The sequence below is a fragment of the Pseudomonas cerasi genome, assembly GCF_900074915.1.
GTDB lineage: Bacteria > Pseudomonadota > Gammaproteobacteria > Pseudomonadales > Pseudomonadaceae > Aquipseudomonas > Aquipseudomonas cerasi.
The window spans coordinates 1,608,889-1,626,556 of the sequence record NZ_LT222319.1 but is presented as its reverse complement, the minus strand read 5'-3'; the positions used below and the strand labels follow the sequence as shown (position 1 = coordinate 1,626,556).

The 17,668-nt window shown below is 59.1% G+C and carries 14 protein-coding genes and 1 pseudogene; 11 read left to right on the top strand and 4 right to left on the bottom strand.

All coding sequences use genetic code 11. The features are described 5' to 3' along the window. Positions 1 to 32 precede the first annotated feature (32 nt). Positions 33 to 965 carry a lipid A biosynthesis lauroyl acyltransferase gene (locus PCPL58_RS09850; protein ID WP_003430968.1) on the bottom strand — a complete coding sequence of 311 codons (933 nt, stop codon included), beginning with the start codon at positions 963 to 965 and terminating at the stop codon, positions 33 to 35. Positions 966 to 1,085: 120 nt separating this feature from the next. On the opposite strand from PCPL58_RS09850, the gene minC reads away from it, so the two are divergent. The 5 genes from minC (at position 1,086) to PCPL58_RS09825 (ending at position 5,772) form a co-directional block, all read left to right on the top strand. Then, positions 1,086 to 1,826 (top strand): septum site-determining protein MinC, encoded by a 741-nt coding sequence (minC, locus tag PCPL58_RS09845; RefSeq protein ID WP_010432596.1) that lies wholly within the window; start codon positions 1,086 to 1,088, stop codon positions 1,824 to 1,826. A gap of 231 nt (positions 1,827 to 2,057) precedes the next feature. Then, complete coding sequence (minD, locus tag PCPL58_RS09840; RefSeq protein ID WP_003317454.1) at positions 2,058 to 2,870, top strand: septum site-determining protein MinD; 813 nt, start codon at positions 2,058 to 2,060, stop codon at positions 2,868 to 2,870. Then, positions 2,870 to 3,124 carry a cell division topological specificity factor MinE gene (minE, locus tag PCPL58_RS09835; RefSeq protein WP_003317453.1) on the top strand — a complete coding sequence of 85 codons (255 nt, stop codon included), beginning with the start codon at positions 2,870 to 2,872 and terminating at the stop codon, positions 3,122 to 3,124. The genes minD and minE overlap by 1 nt, the downstream gene beginning before the upstream one ends. A 90-nt stretch (positions 3,125 to 3,214) precedes the next feature. Next, complete coding sequence (locus PCPL58_RS09830) at positions 3,215 to 3,850, top strand: RluA family pseudouridine synthase (protein WP_003368367.1); 636 nt, start codon at positions 3,215 to 3,217, stop codon at positions 3,848 to 3,850. A 632-nt stretch (positions 3,851 to 4,482) separates the two neighbouring features. Beyond that, positions 4,483 to 5,772, top strand: coding sequence for a M18 family aminopeptidase (locus PCPL58_RS09825; protein ID WP_003368366.1), 1,290 nt, complete (start codon positions 4,483 to 4,485; stop codon positions 5,770 to 5,772). A 254-nt stretch (positions 5,773 to 6,026) separates the two neighbouring features. Here PCPL58_RS09825 and PCPL58_RS09820 read toward each other — a convergent pair. Both PCPL58_RS09820 and PCPL58_RS09815 read right to left on the bottom strand, forming a co-directional pair. After that, positions 6,027 to 9,263 (bottom strand): annotated as a pseudogene (locus PCPL58_RS09820) (beta strand repeat-containing protein); the annotation flags it as partial. A 911-nt stretch (positions 9,264 to 10,174) separates the two neighbouring features. Beyond that, entirely contained in the window at positions 10,175 to 10,894 is a 720-nt protein-coding gene (locus tag PCPL58_RS09815) for a UTRA domain-containing protein (RefSeq protein WP_060708803.1), read from the bottom strand. 354 nt (positions 10,895 to 11,248) lie between these two features. Between PCPL58_RS09815 and PCPL58_RS09810 the strand changes: the two genes are divergently transcribed. From PCPL58_RS09810 to PCPL58_RS09785, 6 genes are all read left to right on the top strand, one after another. Beyond that, on the top strand, positions 11,249 to 12,316 hold the full coding sequence (locus tag PCPL58_RS09810; protein ID WP_003368360.1) for an ABC transporter substrate-binding protein: 1,068 nt from the start codon (positions 11,249 to 11,251) through the stop codon (positions 12,314 to 12,316). A gap of 78 nt (positions 12,317 to 12,394) precedes the next feature. After that, on the top strand, positions 12,395 to 13,201 hold the full coding sequence (locus PCPL58_RS09805; protein ID WP_003430952.1) for an alkaline phosphatase family protein: 807 nt from the start codon (positions 12,395 to 12,397) through the stop codon (positions 13,199 to 13,201). Then, positions 13,198 to 14,040 (top strand): ABC transporter permease, encoded by an 843-nt coding sequence (locus PCPL58_RS09800; RefSeq protein WP_003430949.1) that lies wholly within the window; start codon positions 13,198 to 13,200, stop codon positions 14,038 to 14,040. The genes PCPL58_RS09805 and PCPL58_RS09800 overlap by 4 nt, the downstream gene beginning before the upstream one ends. Then, positions 14,027 to 14,824, top strand: a complete 798-nt coding sequence (locus PCPL58_RS09795; protein WP_065349312.1) for an ABC transporter permease — start codon at positions 14,027 to 14,029, stop codon at positions 14,822 to 14,824. Before PCPL58_RS09800 ends, PCPL58_RS09795 begins: the two co-directional genes overlap by 14 nt. A 1-nt stretch (position 14,825) precedes the next feature. After that, positions 14,826 to 15,815, top strand: a complete 990-nt coding sequence (locus PCPL58_RS09790) for an ABC transporter ATP-binding protein (RefSeq protein WP_065349311.1) — start codon at positions 14,826 to 14,828, stop codon at positions 15,813 to 15,815. Between the two features lie 127 nt (positions 15,816 to 15,942). Next, complete coding sequence (locus tag PCPL58_RS09785; RefSeq protein ID WP_003368346.1) at positions 15,943 to 16,596, top strand: HAD family hydrolase; 654 nt, start codon at positions 15,943 to 15,945, stop codon at positions 16,594 to 16,596. A gap of 19 nt (positions 16,597 to 16,615) precedes the next feature. Here the strand turns inward: PCPL58_RS09785 and PCPL58_RS09780 are convergent, their stop codons facing one another. Further along, positions 16,616 to 17,578: an NAD(P)H-quinone oxidoreductase gene (locus PCPL58_RS09780; RefSeq protein ID WP_044309986.1), complete on the bottom strand. Its 963-nt coding sequence runs from the start codon at positions 17,576 to 17,578 to the stop codon at positions 16,616 to 16,618. Positions 17,579 to 17,668 lie beyond the last annotated feature (90 nt).

Sequence of the window (17,668 nt, the reverse complement as noted above, 5' to 3'; positions counted from 1 at the left end):
CTACGACTGACCTCGGTGATCAACGACGCTTTTTATCTATGCTTCTCATATAGCTTCTGTTCACCGGCTGGTCGACTTTTAAAGCGTCGATGGGCCCAAAGATATTGTTCCGGGCATTCAGTGACGGCTTTTTCCACCCATTGATTGATGCGCAGGCAATCGGCTTCGTCGCTCTCACCCGGAAAGTTGTCCAGCGGCGGATGAATCACCAGCCGGTAACCGCTACCGTCTGCCAGACGCCGCTGAGTGAAGGGCACAACCTGCGCACGGCCCAGGCGGGCGAATTTGCTGGTGGCGGTCACGGTCGCGGCCTGGATGCCGAACAGCGGCACAAAAATGCTCTGTTTGGCGCCATAGTCCTGATCCGGCGCGTACCAGATCGCCCGACCGGCGCGCAGCAACTTGAGCATGCCGCGTACGTCATCGCGCTCGACAGCCAGTGAATCAAGGTTATGGCGCTCGCGTCCGCGACGCTGGACGAAGTCGAACAACGGGCTCTTGTGTTCGCGATACATGCCGTCAATGGTGTGCTGCTGGCCCAGCAGTGCCGCGCCGATTTCCAGCGTGGTGAAATGCAGCGCCATCAGAATCACGCCCTCGCCTTTTTCCTGGGCACTCTGCAAATGCTCGAGCCCTTCGACGTGGGCAAGCCTGGCCAGACGTTTTTTCGACCACCACCAGCTCATGGCCATCTCGAAGAAGGCAATCCCGGTGGAGGCGAAGTTTTCCTTGAGCAGACGCTTGCGCTCGGCCGCGGACAAATGCGGGAAGCACAGCTCCAGATTGCGTGACGCGATTTTTTTTCGATCAGTGGCCACACGGTACATGATGGCGCCCAGTGCCCGACCGATGACCAGCAGAACGCGAAATGGCAATTGAACAATCAGCCACAAGAGCCCCAGCCCCAGCCATAGCGGCCAGAAACGGGGGTGAAGGAAACTGGCTTTAAGACGCGGGCGATCCATTTGGGCTTCCGTCAGAACAAAGGCCGCGCATTCTACAACGGTTCTGGCCGCTTGCGGCTCGCGGGCGTTCTCGCTATAAGTCTCGGCACTTTTAGCGACAAGCTGTTGTGTATATCAACCATGAGCCAGATTGAATCGCAAAACCCGGAACCTGTATTTCAGCTCAAGGGCAGCATGCTCGCCATCACCGTGATGGAGCTGGCCCGAACCAACCTTGAAGCGCTCGACAGGCAGTTGGCGGCCAAGGTGGCACAAGCCCCCAACTTCTTCAGCAATACGCCGCTGATCCTGGCTCTGGACAAACTCGCACCGAACGAAGGCCCGGTGGATCTACCGGGTCTGGTGCGTATCTGTCGCCAGCATGGCCTGCGCACCCTGGCGATCCGCGCCAACCGTATCGAAGACATTGCCGCAGCGATTGCCGTCGACCTCCCGGTGCTGCCGCCGTCCGGCGCACGTGAGCGCGTGATCGACCCGATCGAGGCCGAAGCCCCGAAAAAAATCCCGGAAAAACCGCCAGAGCCACTGATCAAGCCGACCCGCGTGATAACCGCTCCGGTACGCGGCGGTCAGCAGATCTACGCTCAGGGCGGCGACCTGGTGGTAGTCGCGCCGGTCAGTCCCGGTGCGGAACTTCTCGCCGATGGAAACATCCATGTCTACGGCCCGATGCGTGGTAGGGCACTGGCGGGAATAAAGGGCGATACCAAGGCACGGATCTTCTGTCAGCAGTTGAGTGCCGAGCTGATTTCGATTGCCGGGCAATACAAGGTGTCCGAGGACTTGCGCAGGGACCCGTTATGGGGCTCGCCGGTCCAGATCAGCTTGTCAGGTGATGTGTTGAACATCATTCGTCTTTAACGGATACTGCCGCAATTTTCAAAGCATCTCTGATTCGTCGCGAAATTGTCGTGAAGGCGGCAGGAAGTTCTGAAAAGCACTGCTTTTCAGCGGGTATATGAGTCGAAAGTAATAGCTTAGTGCTAGCTTTCCGGAATCAGACCCCAGGATTTCCAGAATGCTTCGGCGGGCGCGGCGCCAGGAGATGCCTTTCAGGGACTCAATGTCCTTTTCCTCTAGGGGTGATACACCTTGGCCAAGATTCTCGTTGTTACATCCGGCAAGGGTGGTGTGGGCAAGACCACCACCAGCGCCGCCATCGGTACCGGTCTCGCACTGCGCGGCCACAAGACAGTCATCGTCGACTTCGACGTCGGCCTGCGTAACCTCGACCTGATCATGGGTTGCGAACGTCGTGTCGTGTATGACTTCGTCAACGTGGTCAATGGCGAAGCCAACCTGCAACAGGCGCTGATCAAGGACAAGAAGATCGAAGGCCTGTTTGTGCTGGCCGCCAGCCAGACCCGTGACAAGGAAGCACTGACCAAGGAGGGCGTTGAAAAAGTCCTCATGGAGCTGAAGGAATCCTTCGAATACATCGTCTGCGATTCGCCGGCCGGTATCGAAACCGGTGCTCACCTGGCCATGTACTTCGCCGACGAAGCCATCGTCGTGACCAACCCTGAAGTCTCGTCGGTACGTGACTCCGACCGCATGCTGGGCCTGCTGGCCAGCAAATCGCGTCGCGCCGAACGTGGCGAAGACCCGATCAAGGAACACTTGCTGCTGACCCGCTACAACCCTGAGCGCGTCAGCAAGGGCGAAATGCTCGGCGTGGAAGACGTCAAGGAAATCCTTGCCGTTACCCTGCTCGGCGTGATCCCCGAATCCCAGGCTGTACTGAAAGCCTCCAATCAGGGCGTGCCGGTCATTCTCGATGACCAGAGCGATGCGGGTCAGGCCTACAGCGATGCGGTTGACCGCCTGCTGGGCAAAACACTTGAGCACCGGTTTCTGGATGTGCATAAGAAAGGATTCTTTGAACGCCTGTTCGGGGGTAATTAATGAATATTTTTGACTTCTTTCGTGACCGCAAAAAAGGAAGCACGGCCTCGGTCGCGAAAGAGCGTCTACAGATCATCGTTGCTCACGAACGCGGCCAACGCAGTACCCCGGACTACCTTCCTGCGCTGCAGAAAGAGCTGGTGGAAGTGATCCGTAAATACGTCAATATCGAGTCTGACCAGGTACAGGTCGCTCTGGAAAGCCAGGGCAGCTGTTCGATTCTGGAACTCAATATCACCCTGCCCGATCGCTGATCAGGCAGTCGCTCGCGGCGGTATCGGCGCACTTCTACGGAAGCTGCGCCCTTGCCGCCGTTGGCGTTTCTAGCGTTTCGAGGCCGTTGCATGCCGTTGTCGAACATCCGCATCATTCATCAGGACGCCGCCGTTCTGGTGATCGATAAGCCTACCCTGCTGCTTTCCGTTCCCGGCCGTGCCGACGATAACAAGGATTGTCTGATTACCCGCCTGCAGGAAAACGGTTACCCCGAAGCGCGTATCGTCCATCGCCTGGACTGGGAAACCTCGGGCATCATTCTGCTGGCCCGTGATGCCGATACGCATCGAGAGCTGTCGCGTCAGTTTCATGACCGCGAAACCGAGAAAGCCTACACCGCACTGTGTTGGGGTCAACCGTCCCTGGACAGCGGCAGTATCGATCTGCCATTGCGCTATGACCCGCCCACCAAGCCCCGGCATGTGGTGGACCACGAGGGTGGCAAACACGCGCTGACGTTCTGGAAGGTTGTCGAGCGGCATGACACTTACTGTCGCGTCGAGCTCACGCCGATCACTGGCCGCTCGCATCAGTTGCGTGTGCACATGCTGTCGATCGGGCATCCGTTGTTGGGTGATGGTCTGTACGCGCATCCGGAAGCGCTGGCGGCGTATCCGCGTCTGTGTCTGCATGCCAGCATGCTGAGCTTTACCCATCCGGGGACCGGCGAGCGATTGACCTTCGAGTGCACCGCGCCGTTCTGATCTGAATGACACGCTGAATATCGTGCAGATGCTCCGCGTCAAACAGCGGTTCTGCGACTTCAGGTGGATTTAGGGTCGACTCAGGTCACCTTTTCGCCCCTCGGCGAGTTACTTTGATGGGGCCAAAGTAACCAAAGCCCCCCGCTCCTGTTTCCGGCCCGACTTCGTCGGGTTCCTTCGCCCTGTCACTGATCCGGGGGTCGCCGCAACGGGCCATCCATGGCCCGGTGCGGCTAGCCTGGCGTCCTGCCAGGCTACCCCCGGATCAGCGCCAGGACTCAGCCGTCACTAACGTCGCACTCTGCGTCGTCAGTGCCACCGCGGTTGAAAAGCGCTTTTACTCTCGGCGCTGTGCGTCAGCTTAGACTATCGTGCCTGCGCTCCGCGTAGGCATGCAGTTCGTTACGCTCCGCGTCACCCAGGGTTTGCGATATCAGGTGGATTGGCGTTCGGCTCAAGTTACCTTTTCGCCCCTCGGCGACTCACTTTGAGGGACCAAAGCGAGCAAGGCCCTTGGCTCCGGTTTCCGGCTCAACTTCGTCAGGCCCTTCGCGGCCGAAAAGCGTTTCTGTGGCAGCGGCAACGACTGAGCCAATGCGGTAAACTCGCGCCATTGCTGTCTGGAGCTATTTATGCGCGCAGAGTTGAACAAAGGCCTCATCGATTTTCTGAAGGCTTCTCCCACCCCGTTCCACGCCACCGCCACCCTCGTGCAACACTTCGAAGCCGCAGGCTTTCAGCGGCTGGACGAACGTGACACGTGGGCAGTAGAAACCGGGGGCCGTTATTTCGTCACCCGTAATGACTCTTCCATCGTCGCTTTCCGGATGGGTCGTCAGTCACCACTCACGGGCGGCATCCGCATGGTCGGCGCACACACCGACAGCCCGTGCCTGCGGGTCAAGCCGCAACCGGAACTGCAACGTCAGGGTTTTTGGCAACTGGGCGTCGAAGTCTACGGCGGCGCCTTGCTGGCCCCCTGGTTTGACCGTGATCTGTCGCTGGCCGGCCGTGTCACTTTCCGCCGCGACGGCAAGGTTGAAAGTCAGTTGATCGACTTCAAACTGCCGATCGCCGTGATCCCCAATCTGGCGATTCACCTGAACCGCACTGCCAACGAAGGCTGGGCAATCAATGCGCAAAACGAACTGCCTCCCATCCTGGCGCAGGTCGCCGGTGACGAGCGCGCCGACTTCCGGGCATTACTGACCGACCAACTGGCCCGCGAGCACGGCCTCAATGCCGATGTGGTGCTCGATTACGAGCTGAGTTTCTACGACACCCAAGGCGCCGCTGTGGTCGGCCTCAATGGGGACTTCCTGGCAGGCGCACGCCTGGACAACCTGTTGTCGTGTTTCGCCGGGATGCAGGCACTGCTCAACACCGAGAGCGACGAAACCGCCCTGCTGGTGTGCACCGATCACGAAGAAGTCGGCTCGTCTTCCGCTTGTGGCGCAGACGGTGCGATGCTCGAGCAGATCGTCCAGCGTCTGCTGCCAAGCAGCGAAGACTACGTGCGCACGATTCAGAAGTCGCTGCTGATATCAGCCGACAACGCCCACGGCATTCATCCCAACTACGCTGACAAGCACGACGCCAATCATGGTCCCAAGCTCAACGCAGGGCCAGTGATCAAGGTCAACAGCAACCAGCGTTACGCCACCAACAGCGAAACCGCCGGTTTCTTCCGCCATCTGTGCATGGCCGAAGAGGTCCCGGTACAGAGCTTTGTGGTACGCAGCGACATGGGTTGCGGCTCGACCATCGGACCGATCACTGCCAGCCATCTGGGTATTCGCACGGTAGACATCGGCTTGCCGACGTTCGCCATGCACTCGATTCGCGAACTGGCCGGTAGCCATGACCTGGCGCATCTGGTCAAGGTATTGAGCGCGTTCTATGCCAGCCACGAGCTGCCATAACGGCTGAGGCGATAATCGATAACGCGGGGGTGACCTGTTGCTCCCGCGTTTCGGTGTTGACGCTCGCTAGAGTGCCCATTGAAAGAAATAAAATGTCTCTCATCATAACGATAAAAAAGATACTTTTGCCTGCGCCATTTTGAACCACCTCGTACCGGACAACAGGTCATTTGTTTATAAAGGGACTTCATGTCCCGAATTCCATCGACGCGCCCTGTCGATGATTCAGTCGTGGAGTGCTTGAATAACGCGGGCTACTTTACCTCTATCCAGTCATCGTCCTCGTCGGGTTTATCGACAATATCGTCATCTTCGTTCACGTAATACGGTATGTCGGCCTCAACACCGTTCTCACCCGTTCTGGCGACCAGTTGCCTGTACCTCTTCCCGTCCCAGAGCCTGAAAATTAGTGTGGAGTCTTCTCCAGCCGAGAGCGTCGAGCCTTCACTGCCAATCAGTTTGCTACGAGCGCCTGCCGTCAAGACACTGTTCTTACCAGCGGTCAATCTGCTTTGGTCTCCCGCCATCAGGGTGCAGTCATGCCCGCCGGTCAGTTTGCTTCTATCGCCGGCAGTCAGATAACTGTTATTACCGGCCAGCAGTTTGCTGCGGTCACCCGCAGTCTGATTACTGTCTGCACCGGCAATCAACCGGCTGCGATCACCCGCCAGTTGTACACTGCCCGCACCAGCAATCAGCGTGCTGCGAAAACCTGCTGTCTGCGAGCTGCCCTTGCCGGCGATCAGCATGCTTTTATTTCCGGCGACCTGAATGCTTTCATGGCCTGCAATCAACGAGCTGCCGTAACTTGCAATCTGGTTACTGCCATAACCCGCAGTCAACGTGCTGCGAATGCCCGATGTAAGACTACTGCCATAACCGGCGATCAAAACGCTGCGAAGTCCGGCGATCAGCGTACTGCCATAGCCTGCCGTCAGAAAACTTCTGATTCCGCTGGTCAGGGAGCTGCCATAGCCGGCTATCAATGAACTGTCCTGCCCGGCCGTTGCAGTGCTGCCGTAGCCCGCAGTGAGTGAGCTTCCATACTCTGCGGTCTGAGTACTGCCGTAACCGGCCGTGAGGGTACTTTTATAGCCGGCTGTCTGCGTACTGCCATAACCGGCGATCAGCGAGCTGGCAAAGCCGGCTGTGGAGGTACTTCCGTACCCGGTGGTGAGCGAGCTGTTTTCCTGTGCGGTTTGCGTGCTGCCGTAACCGGCGGTCAACGTGCTCTCATAACCCGCAGTCTGCGTGCTGCCATAACCCGCAATCAGCGAGCTCGCATAGCCGGCGGTGGAGGTACTTCCATAACCTGTCACCAGATCACTGCGCTCCTGCGCGGTTTGCGTACTACCGTAACCGGCGGTCAACGTGCTCTCGTAGCCTGCCGTCTGCGTACTGCCGTAACCCGCGATGAGCGAGCTGGAATAGCCCGCAGTAGAAGTACTTCCGTAACCTGTGGTGAGCGAGCTGTTTTCCTGAGCGGTTTGCGTACTGCCGTAACCGGCGGTCAACGTGCTTTCGTAGCCTGCCGTCTGCGTGCTGCCATAGCCGGCGATCAAGGAACTGGAATAGCCCGCAGTCGACGTGCTGCCGTAGCCGGCGACCAGGTCGCTGCGCTCCTGTGCCGTCTGGGTACTGCCGTAACCGGCGGTCAGTATGCTTTTGAAGCCCGCCGTCTGAGTGCTTCCATAGCCGGCGATCAGCGAACTGTTTGACCCTGCCGTTGAAGTGCTGCCATAGCCTGTGACAAGGTCGCTGTGTTCTCTGGCGGTCTGCGTACTGCCATAGCCGGCGGTCAGCATGCTTCTGTAACTCGCGGTCTGGGTGCTGCCATAACCTGCGATCAGCGAACTGCCCGAGCCTGCGGTTCCCGTACTGCCATAGCCCGCAATCAGGTCGCTACCGTCCCTGGCCGTCTGAGTACTGCCATAACCAGCGGTCAGGATACTTTTGTGGCCCGCTGTCTGTGTACTTCCATAACCCGCAATGATGAAACTCTCGTGACCCGCGGTACCTGTACTTCCGTAACCGGTGGTGAGGTTACTGGCAGCCCCGGCCGTTTGCGTACTGCCATAGCCTGATGTGAGTACGCTGCCCTGCTGTGCGGTCTGGGTACTGCCATAACCTGCCGTGAGCGAGCTTTCACTGCCCGAGGTTTGCGTGCTGCCGTAACCGGCGATCAGCGAGCTGTCAGCGCCAGCTGTTCCGGTACTGCCATATCCGGCCGTCAGGGTGCTGCCCTCACGGGCAGTCTGGGTACTGCCATAGCCTGCGGTGAGCGAACTTTCGCTGCCTGACGTCTGCGTGCTGCCATATCCGGCGATCAACGAACTGTCGGCACCTGCCGTGCCAGTGCTGCCGTAGCCCGCCGTCAGGTTGCTGCCTTCCTGAGCCGTTTGCGTGCTGCCGTACCCCGCTGTCAGCGCACTGTCACTTCCCGAGGTCTGCGTGCTGCCGTATCCCGCGATCAGAGAGCTGTCGACACCTGCTGTACCCGTGCTGCCGTACCCCGCCGTCAGGTTGCTGCCCTCCTGAGCCGTCTGCGTACTGCCGTACCCCGCCGTGAGCGAGCTGTCACTGCCCGAGGTTTGCGTGCTGCCGTAACCGGCGATCAGCGAGCTGTCGGAACCTGCCGTGCCGGTGCTGCCATACCCAGCAGTGAGATTGCTGCCTTCCTGGGCCGTTTGCGTGCTGCCATAGCCTGCGGTCAGGGCGCTGTCACTTCCCGAGGTCTGCGTGCTGCCGTATCCCGCGATCAGAGAGCTGTCGACACCTGCTGTACCCGTGCTGCCGTACCCCGCCGTCAGATTGCTGCCCTCCTGGGCCGTCTGAGTACTGCCGTAGCCCGCGGTCAGCGAACTGTCGCCTCCCGAGGTTTGTGTACTGCCATAACCGGCGATCAACGAGCTGTCCGAGCCTGCGGTGCCGGTGCTGCCATACCCAGCGGTGAGATTGCTGCCTTCCTGAGCCGTTTGCGTGCTGCCGTAACCCGCTGTGAGCGAGCTGTCTTCTCCGGAAGTCTGGGTACTGCCGTAGCCGGCGATCAGCGAGCTGTCCGAACCTGCCGTGCCGGTGCTGCCATACCCAGCGGTGAGATTGCTGCCTTCCTGAGCCGTTTGCGTGCTGCCGTAACCCGCTGTGAGCGAGCTGTCTTCTCCGGAAGTCTGGGTACTGCCGTAGCCGGCGATCAGCGAGCTGTCCGAACCTGCCGTGCCGGTGCTGCCATACCCAGCGGTGAGATTGCTGCCTTCCTGAGCCGTTTGCGTGCTGCCGTAACCCGCTGTGAGCGAGCTGTCTTCTCCGGAAGTCTGGGTACTGCCGTAGCCGGCGATCAGCGAGCTGTCCGAACCTGCCGTGCCGGTGCTGCCATACCCAGCGGTGAGATTGCTGCCTTCCTGAGCCGTTTGCGTGCTGCCGTAACCCGCTGTGAGCGAGCTGTCTTCTCCGGAAGTCTGGGTACTGCCGTAGCCGGCGATCAGCGAGCTGTCCGACCGACGCGACATCGAACACTTCATGACGGGCCTGTTCGGCCACCGGTAACGTGACACTTGCTGCCGCAGGCATGGGCGTGGGTATGGCCGTGGGCATTGGCGTTGACGTTGACGCAGGGTCGGCCTGACGTGCCGAAATGAAGTGTGACGCGCTGATCCTGTCGCCGACATGAACCACCTCGGCCCGCGGAAACTTGACCATTCCCGGCTCTTCCAGACTGATGATGTCTGCAACGGCAACTTCACAGACAATCCATCGAGCATCGGCATGCACGCTTAGAAAAGCGCTGGTTCCAGCGCCCCACAGTAAACCGACCAGACCATTCTCATGCCGCCTGGTTGACTGCCAGTATTTGGATTCCACCGTGCCGGACGCGGGCCATATAAGGCCGCAGTGATCGGCCATGTTATTTGCACAGGTACGCAGCACCAACGCCTTGTCGAGAGTCATTACAGCATCCTCATAGATCCTTTAAATAAAAGCAGCCGCACTTATCAAGCATTGCTTTATAGGACAGCTGCCATGTCAGCCTTAATCCAAACGTGGAACGATCGTGCAAATAATACCAACTAACCAGCGCCTATCCTTCCACACCAAAAACCTACCACACCCCATTAACAAACATTAATTAATATTAAGATTTTTCTTAAATCCGCTGAAAACTAGAATAATTACTCTGGGACATTTCATCAAAAAAACCAACTAATTTAACGCCACCCCGCCAGCAACAATAGAATAACGCTCATTAATTTTTTTTGTTAATCAAATGTATGCATTATACAAAACCTATTAAACAGGCTGTACATTGCACACATTCTTATCAACGAAATGAGTATTTATTTATAGAAAAAAGCGAACTAACGGTGGCACAGACCGCGCTTGGGAAGTGGGTTTGCCACACCGGCATTCAGTCGCCGTGCACCTCTGCGCGCACATGAATAGCATCATGACGCCAGTATTCGAGGTCACAGTCGATCAACCGATCTTTCCGATCATAATTGACACGTGCAATGCGCAGGCCCGGGCTACCCAGTGAAACCTTCAGTGCAGCGGCTGCTTCGCTGTGCAGCGCCGTGGGGACCATGTCGAAGCGCACCCGACCGTAATGAATGTCATAGCGGCGGGCGTAGAGTTCACTGAGCGATTCGTTCAGGTCGTGTTCGAGAATGCCGGGGAACAACTCCGGTCTCAGGTAGTGCTCGACATACAGCACCAGACGCTGATCGATCCGTCGCGCGCGACAGATCTGGATCACGCTCGACAGCGCCGGCAGTTCCAGCATTTCGCAGATCATCGCTGAAGCAGGTTGCAGGCGTGCAGACAGAAGCCGGGTGTGCGGCACCCTTCCCTGGGCACAGACCATTGCGTGGAAATGGCTACGCCTGATCAGGTCATAGGCCAGTCGCGGCGGCGAGATGAACCAGCCACGCCGCTCTTCCCGATAGATCAACCCCTGCGCCTCAAGCTGCAACAGCGCTTCACGCAAGGTGATGCGGGTGGTGGCGAATACCTCGCTGAGCTTGCGCTCTGCAGGCAACTTGCTGCCATGCGGCAACAAACCATGTTCGATCTGCTCCTGCAGCGCATGGCAAATGGTTGTTACCGCCCGTGGCACATCTTCGCGCATTCCGGTATCCGTCTGGACTAGACCAGCCCTGTTACGAGGCATACATCAGTGCAGCCAACGCCGTTGACTCCCTTGCCGTGAGCCTAGGCCGGGGACATGACTGTACTGTTACAGGACAAATCACGTTGCATGCCAACTGCGCCGAAAAGAGCCCATAACCCCCTGCCCAACAGGCCCATTGCGATGGTCTACGCTTAGCGCCAGGCACTGCCGGGGCCCGTGAAAAACGCTTTTGTCCGTGCAACACGACACGAAAATGTCATGCAAAAAGCCTAACTTGGCTCAGGTATTGCTGATCTAGACCAAATAACCCGCAACGAACACTTTTCTCAAGAAGTGCACTAGGAGCTCCGAATGAAACATCTTTTGTTGGCATCACTCCTCGGTTCAGCCATGGCAATGAGTTCGCTGGTCATGGCTGCGGACACGGATCTTAAAACGCTGGAGGCTGCGGCCAAGGCTGAAGGCGCGGTCAACAGCCTCGGCATGCCGGATGACTGGGCAAACTGGGGCGGCATCTGGAAAGACCTGGAAGCCAAATATGGCCTCAAGCACATGGACACCGACATGAGTTCGGCCCAGGAGATCGCCAAGTTCGAGGCGGAGAAAGACAACGCCAGCGGTGACATTGGCGACGTAGGCGCAGCGTTCGGCCCTATCGCCACAGCAAAAGGCGTTACCCAGCCTTACAAGCCAACTACCTGGGATCAGATCCCGACCTGGGCCAAGGACAAGGACGGCCACTGGGCGCTGGCCTACACCGGCACCATCGCCTTCATCGTCAACAAAAACCTGCTGCACGGCTCTGAAATCCCGAAAAGCTGGGCTGACCTGAAAACCGGCAAATACAAGGTGTCCATCGGCGACGTGAGCACTGCGGCTCAGGCTGCCAACGGTGTACTGGCAGCGGCCATCGCCATGAAAGGTGACGAAACCAACATCGCACCGGGCCTGGCACTGTTCACCGATCTGGCCAAACAGAAGCGTCTGTCGCTGGCCAACCCGACCATTCAGACCATCGAGAAAGGCGAAATCGAAGTCGGTGTGGTCTGGGACTTCAACGGCCTGAGCTACAAAGCCAAGATGACCAAACCCGATGATTACGTCGTGCTGATCCCTTCGGACGGCTCGGTGATTTCCGGCTACACCACCATCATCAACAAGTATGCCAAACATCCGAACGCCGCCAAGCTGGCGCGTGAATACACCTTCAGCGACGCGGGTCAGATCAATCTGGCCAAGGGCAATGCACGCCCGATTCGCGTAGAGCACATCAAACTGCCTGAAGATGTTCAAGCCAAACTGCTGCCGCAAGACCAGTACAAAAACGCCAAGCCAATCGAGAACGCAGAGGCGTGGGAGAAAACTTCCAAAGCGCTGCCGCAGATGTGGAACGAGCAGGTCATCATCGAGATGAACTGATCCTCTCCTGCGGCTCAGGGATGAAGTCGTGTACTCCGGGCGAGCCAGTCTCGCCCGTTCTTTCAAAGCGAGTCGCCCATGAAACACAACGTCATCCTGATCGTGCTGGACGGCCTCAATTACGAAGTCGCACGCCATGCGATGGGGCACCTGCAAGCCTGGCATGATGCGGGCCGGGCCGCGCTCTACAAGATGGAATGCGAACTGCCCGCCCTCTCACGCCCCCTTTACGAATGCATACTGACCGGTGTCGCGCCCATCGACAGCGGCATCGTGCATAACAACGTCTCGCGCCTGTCGAATCAGCGCAGCATCTTTCACTATGCTCGCGACGCCGGGCTGAGCACTGCAGCAGCGGCCTATCACTGGGTCAGCGAGCTGTACAACCGCACCCCGTTCGACCCGGCACGCGATCGCCATACGGAAGCCACGGATCTGCCGATTCAGCACGGACTGTTCTACTGGGCCGATCACTACCCTGATTCGCACCTGTTCGCCGACGCCGAAAGCCTGCGCCTCGGGCACGCCCCGAACTTTCTGCTGATCCACCCCATGAACATCGACGACGCCGGGCACAAGCACGGCCTCGACACTGCGCAGTACCGCAACAGCGCCCGCAGCGCAGACATCATTCTGGCTGACTACCTGCAACGCTGGCTGGATGCGGGTTATCAAGTGCTGGTGACGGCCGACCACGGCATGAACAATGACCGCTCGCACAACGGGCTGTTGCCGGAAGAGCGTGAGGTGCCGCTGTTCGTCATCGGTGATGCCTTCAGCCTGAATGTCGACGCCGCGCCGCGCCAGATCGATCTGTGCGGCACCGTCTGCGAGCTGCTTGGCGTGCCGCACGACAAACCGGTCTGCCGGGAGATTCTCAATTGACAACCTTTTCCCGAGGCAAGTGGCTGGGGCTGTTGTGCCTGCTGCCCTTCGCCGTATTTTTCATCGTGTTTCAGATCGCACCGCTGCTCTGGGTCGCGATCCACAGCCTGCAAAGCGATGCTGGCTGGGGCTGGGAAAACTTCATCCGGGCGTTCAGCTCGAAGTTCTACCGGCAAGCCATTCAGTACAGCCTGGAGATCAGCTTCTGGTCGAGCCTGTTCGGCATCATCATCTCGATCCTGGGTGCCTATTCGCTGCGCAAGGTGGATTCGCGGCTGCGCGATTTCGTCAACTCGTTCGCCAACATGACCAGCAATTTTGCCGGCGTTCCACTGGCGTTCGCGTTCATCATCCTGCTGGGGTTCAACGGCGCGCTGACCCTGATCCTCAAGCAGACCGGGATCATCGATGACTTCAACCTGTATTCCAAGACCGGACTGATCATCCTTTATACCTACTTCCAGATCCCCCTCGGCGTGCTGCTGCTCTACCCCGCATTCGATGCCGTGCGCGAAGACTGGAACGAGTCGGCAGCGTTGCTGGGGGCCAGCAGCTATCAGTTCTGGCGCTACATCGGCCTGCCGGTGCTGACCCCGGCGCTGCTCGGCACGTTTGTCATTCTGCTGGCCAATGCGCTGGGCGCCTATGCCACGGTCTACGCGCTGACCACCGGCAATTTCAACGTATTGCCGATCCGTATCGCGGCGATGGTCGCGGGGGATATCACGCTGGATCCGAACATGGCCAGCGCGCTGGCCATGATTCTGGTCGGGCTCATGACCCTGGTCACCGTGGTCCATCAGTGGTTGTTGAGAAGGAGCTACCATGTCACGCGTTGAACGAGGGCCTGCGAGCATTTATCACAAGACAGTGGTCTACCTGCTGTTCCTGATCCTGTTGCTGCCACTGGCCGGCACCTTCCTGTACTCGATCGCGACCAGTTGGTCGGCAACTATTCTGCCCAGCGGCCTGACCTTCAAATGGTACGTGGCGCTGTGGAGCGACCCACGCTTTCTGACGGCGTTCGGCCAGTCGTTGCTGGTCTGCGTCGGCGCACTGGTCCTTTCGGTGGTGCTGATTCTGCCCCTGCTGTTCGTCGTGCATTACTGCTTTCCGCGCCTCGACGGGCTGATGAACATCCTCATCCTGCTGCCGTTCGCCGTGCCGCCCGTGGTCTCCTCGGTCGGCCTGCTGCAGCTGTATGGCTCAGGCCCCATGGCGATGGTCGGTACACCGTGGATTCTGATTGGCTGTTACTTCACGGTCGCCCTGCCCTTCATGTACCGCGCCATCACCAACAACCTGCAGGCCATCAACCTGACAGACCTGATGGACGCCGCCCAGTTGCTCGGCGCCAGCACCTGGCAGGCGGCGTTCATGGTCGTGCTGCCCAACCTGCGCAAGGGCCTGATGATTGCCCTGCTGCTGTCGTTCTCGTTCCTGTTCGGCGAATTCGTGTTCGCCAACCTGCTGGTCGGCACGCGCTATGAAACCCTGCAGGTCTACCTCAACAACATGCGCAACAGCAGTGGTCACTTCAACAGCGCGCTGGTGATTTCCTATTTCCTCTTCGTGCTGGTGCTGACCTGGGCCGCCAATCGACTGAACAAGGACAAAGACTGAGATGAGTTTTGTCAGTATTGAAAACCTGCAGAAAAGCTACGCCAGCACGTCAGTGTTCAGCGACATCAACTGCAGCATCGCGAAGGGCGAATTCGTTACCTTGCTGGGCCCGTCGGGCTGCGGCAAATCCACGTTATTGCGCTGCATTGCCGGGCTGACCCCGGTAAACAGCGGGCGCATTCTGCTCGATGGCAGCGACCTGGTGCCGCTCACGCCGCAAAAGCGCAACATCGGCATGGTGTTCCAGAGCTATGCGCTGTTTCCCAACATGACCGTCGAGCAAAACGTTGCCTTCGGGCTGCGCATTCAGAAAGTCGGTGCCGACGAGAGCTCAAGGCGTGTTGCCGAGATTCTGCGCATGGTCGAGCTGCACGATTTTGCCACGCGCTACCCGCATCAACTGTCCGGCGGGCAATGCCAGCGTGTGGCGCTGGCGCGCTCGCTCGTCACTCGCCCGCGTCTGCTGTTGCTCGATGAGCCGCTGTCGGCGCTGGATGCGCGGATTCGCAAGAACCTGCGTGAACAGATACGCGCCATTCAGCGCGAGCTGAGCCTGACCACTATTTTCGTGACCCACGACCAGGAAGAGGCACTGACCCTGTCAGACCGTATCTTCCTGATGAACCAGGGCCGGATCGTGCAGAGCGGTGACGCCGAGACACTGTACACCGCGCCGGTGGACGTTTTCGCCGCAGGCTTCATCGGCAACTACAACCTGCTGGAAGCCGACAATGCCACTCGCCTGATGCAGCGCCCGATCAACAGCCGTGTGGCGATCCGCCCTGAGTCGATCCAATTGAGCCTGACGGGCGAACTGGAAGGCGAAGTACGCAGTCACAGTCTGCTCGGCAACGTCATCCGCTACCGGGTCCAGGCGCGTGGCGTAGACCTTGTGGTCGACGTACTGAACCGCAGCGCCGACGACCTGCACCCGGACGGAAGGCGTGTAACACTGAACATTGAACCGTCGGCACTCTGCGCCTTGAACTGAGCGTTGCCTTGAACTGAACGCGCCGTGAACTGAATTCGTTCTGCACGCATAACGCCACGCGCTTGCCGATCAAGACGCCATGCGTGAAGCTGACAGCCGACTCAACAGACTTTTAGGAGAAACGCACATGCCCCTGGCAATTTTCGACCTGGACGAGACCCTGATCGGTGGTGACTGCGCCACGCTCTGGAGCGAGCAGATGGGTCGCCTGGGCTGGGTTGACTCGACGTCGTTCATGCAACGCAACGACGAACTGATGGCCGCCTACAGCGAGGGCAAGCTCGCGATGGAAGACTACATGGCCTTCAGCCTGGAACCCATGGCTGGCCGTACCCCTGAAGAAATCGACCATCTGGTCGGCCCTTGGGTCGAGGACGTCATCGAGCCGATCATCTACAGCGACGCCTGCACATGCATTGCAAAGCACCGCGCCAAGGGTGACCGCATTCTGGTGATCTCGGCGTCGGGCGTGCACTTGGTCAAGCCGATCGCCGAACGCCTCGGGATCGACGAAGTGCTGGGTATCGAACTGGACGTGCAGCACGGCGTCTACAGCGGTGCAACCGTCGGCGTGCTGACCTATCGGGAAGGCAAGATCACGCGCCTGATGGAATGGCTGGATGCCGAGGGGGAAAATCTTGAGGGTGCGAGTTTCTATTCGGATTCGCGCAATGACCTGCCGCTGCTGCTCAAGGTTGACCACCCTAACGTGGTCAACCCCGATGCCGTGTTACTGGAACACGCGCAGAAAGCCGGCTGGCCGGTGCACGACTGGAGCTGAGTCCAGAGGCACCGCCTGATCAGACCAGGCTTTCGTCGATGACCAGCACGATCTTGCCGGAAACCGTGTTGGTCGCCAGCTCTTCGAACGCCGCCTCGGCATCCTTGATCGCAAAGGATTTCGCCAGTTGCGGCTTGAGGCGGCCCTCAGTGAACAGCGGCCAGACGTGCTGGCCCAGGTCGCTGAGCAGGTCGGCCTTGAACGTGTCGTCGCGACTGCGCAAGGTCGAACCCATCAGCCGGATACGCTTGCCCAGTACGTGAGCCAGATCCACCTGCGCCTCGCGGCCGCTCATGACGCCGATCAGCACCCAGCGACCGTCCAGGGCCAGCAGTTTGACGTTGAGCTCGGCATAGCTCGCCCCCACCGGGTCGAGGATGACGTTGAACGGTGCAAAGTCGTTCAGGCCTTCAAGGCTTTCGCTGCGTACCACACCGCCCTGAGCACCCAGTTCGACGCAATAGGCCAGACGTTCGGTCGAGCCGACACTGACCCAGACCGGGTTGCCAAACGCCTTGCAAAGCTGAATCCCGGCTGAACCAACCCCACTTGCGCCAGCGTGCAGCAAAACCTTCTCGCCAGGCTTGAGCCCGGCGAGCTCGAACAGGTTCAACCACGCAGTGGCATAGACCTCGGGAATGGCGGCCGCCTCGTGCAGCGACAGACCTTCCGGTACCGGCAGCACGTGTCGCCCATCGACCACCACTTCTTCGGCCATCGCCCCGCCCGCCAACAGCGCGCAGACGCGGTCTCCGACCACCCAGGACGTACCCGGACCGACTTCGGCGATCACGCCCGAGCACTCCAGACCCAGCGTCTGAGTGACGCCGGGCGGCGGCGGATACTTGCCTTCGCGCTGTAACAGATCGGCACGATTCAAACCTGCCGCAGCCACTTTGATGCGTACCTGCCCCACATCGAGGGCCGGACTCGGCTCCTCGACCCATTCCACATGTCCTTCAACGCCTTGCAATGCCTTCACGGTGCCTCCATAGTGAGTCCAGACTGAGCCCGTGGCTGTTTTGCCCGGGCTTTTGCATTATGCGGCCGGGTCCAAAGGAACCGGCGACCT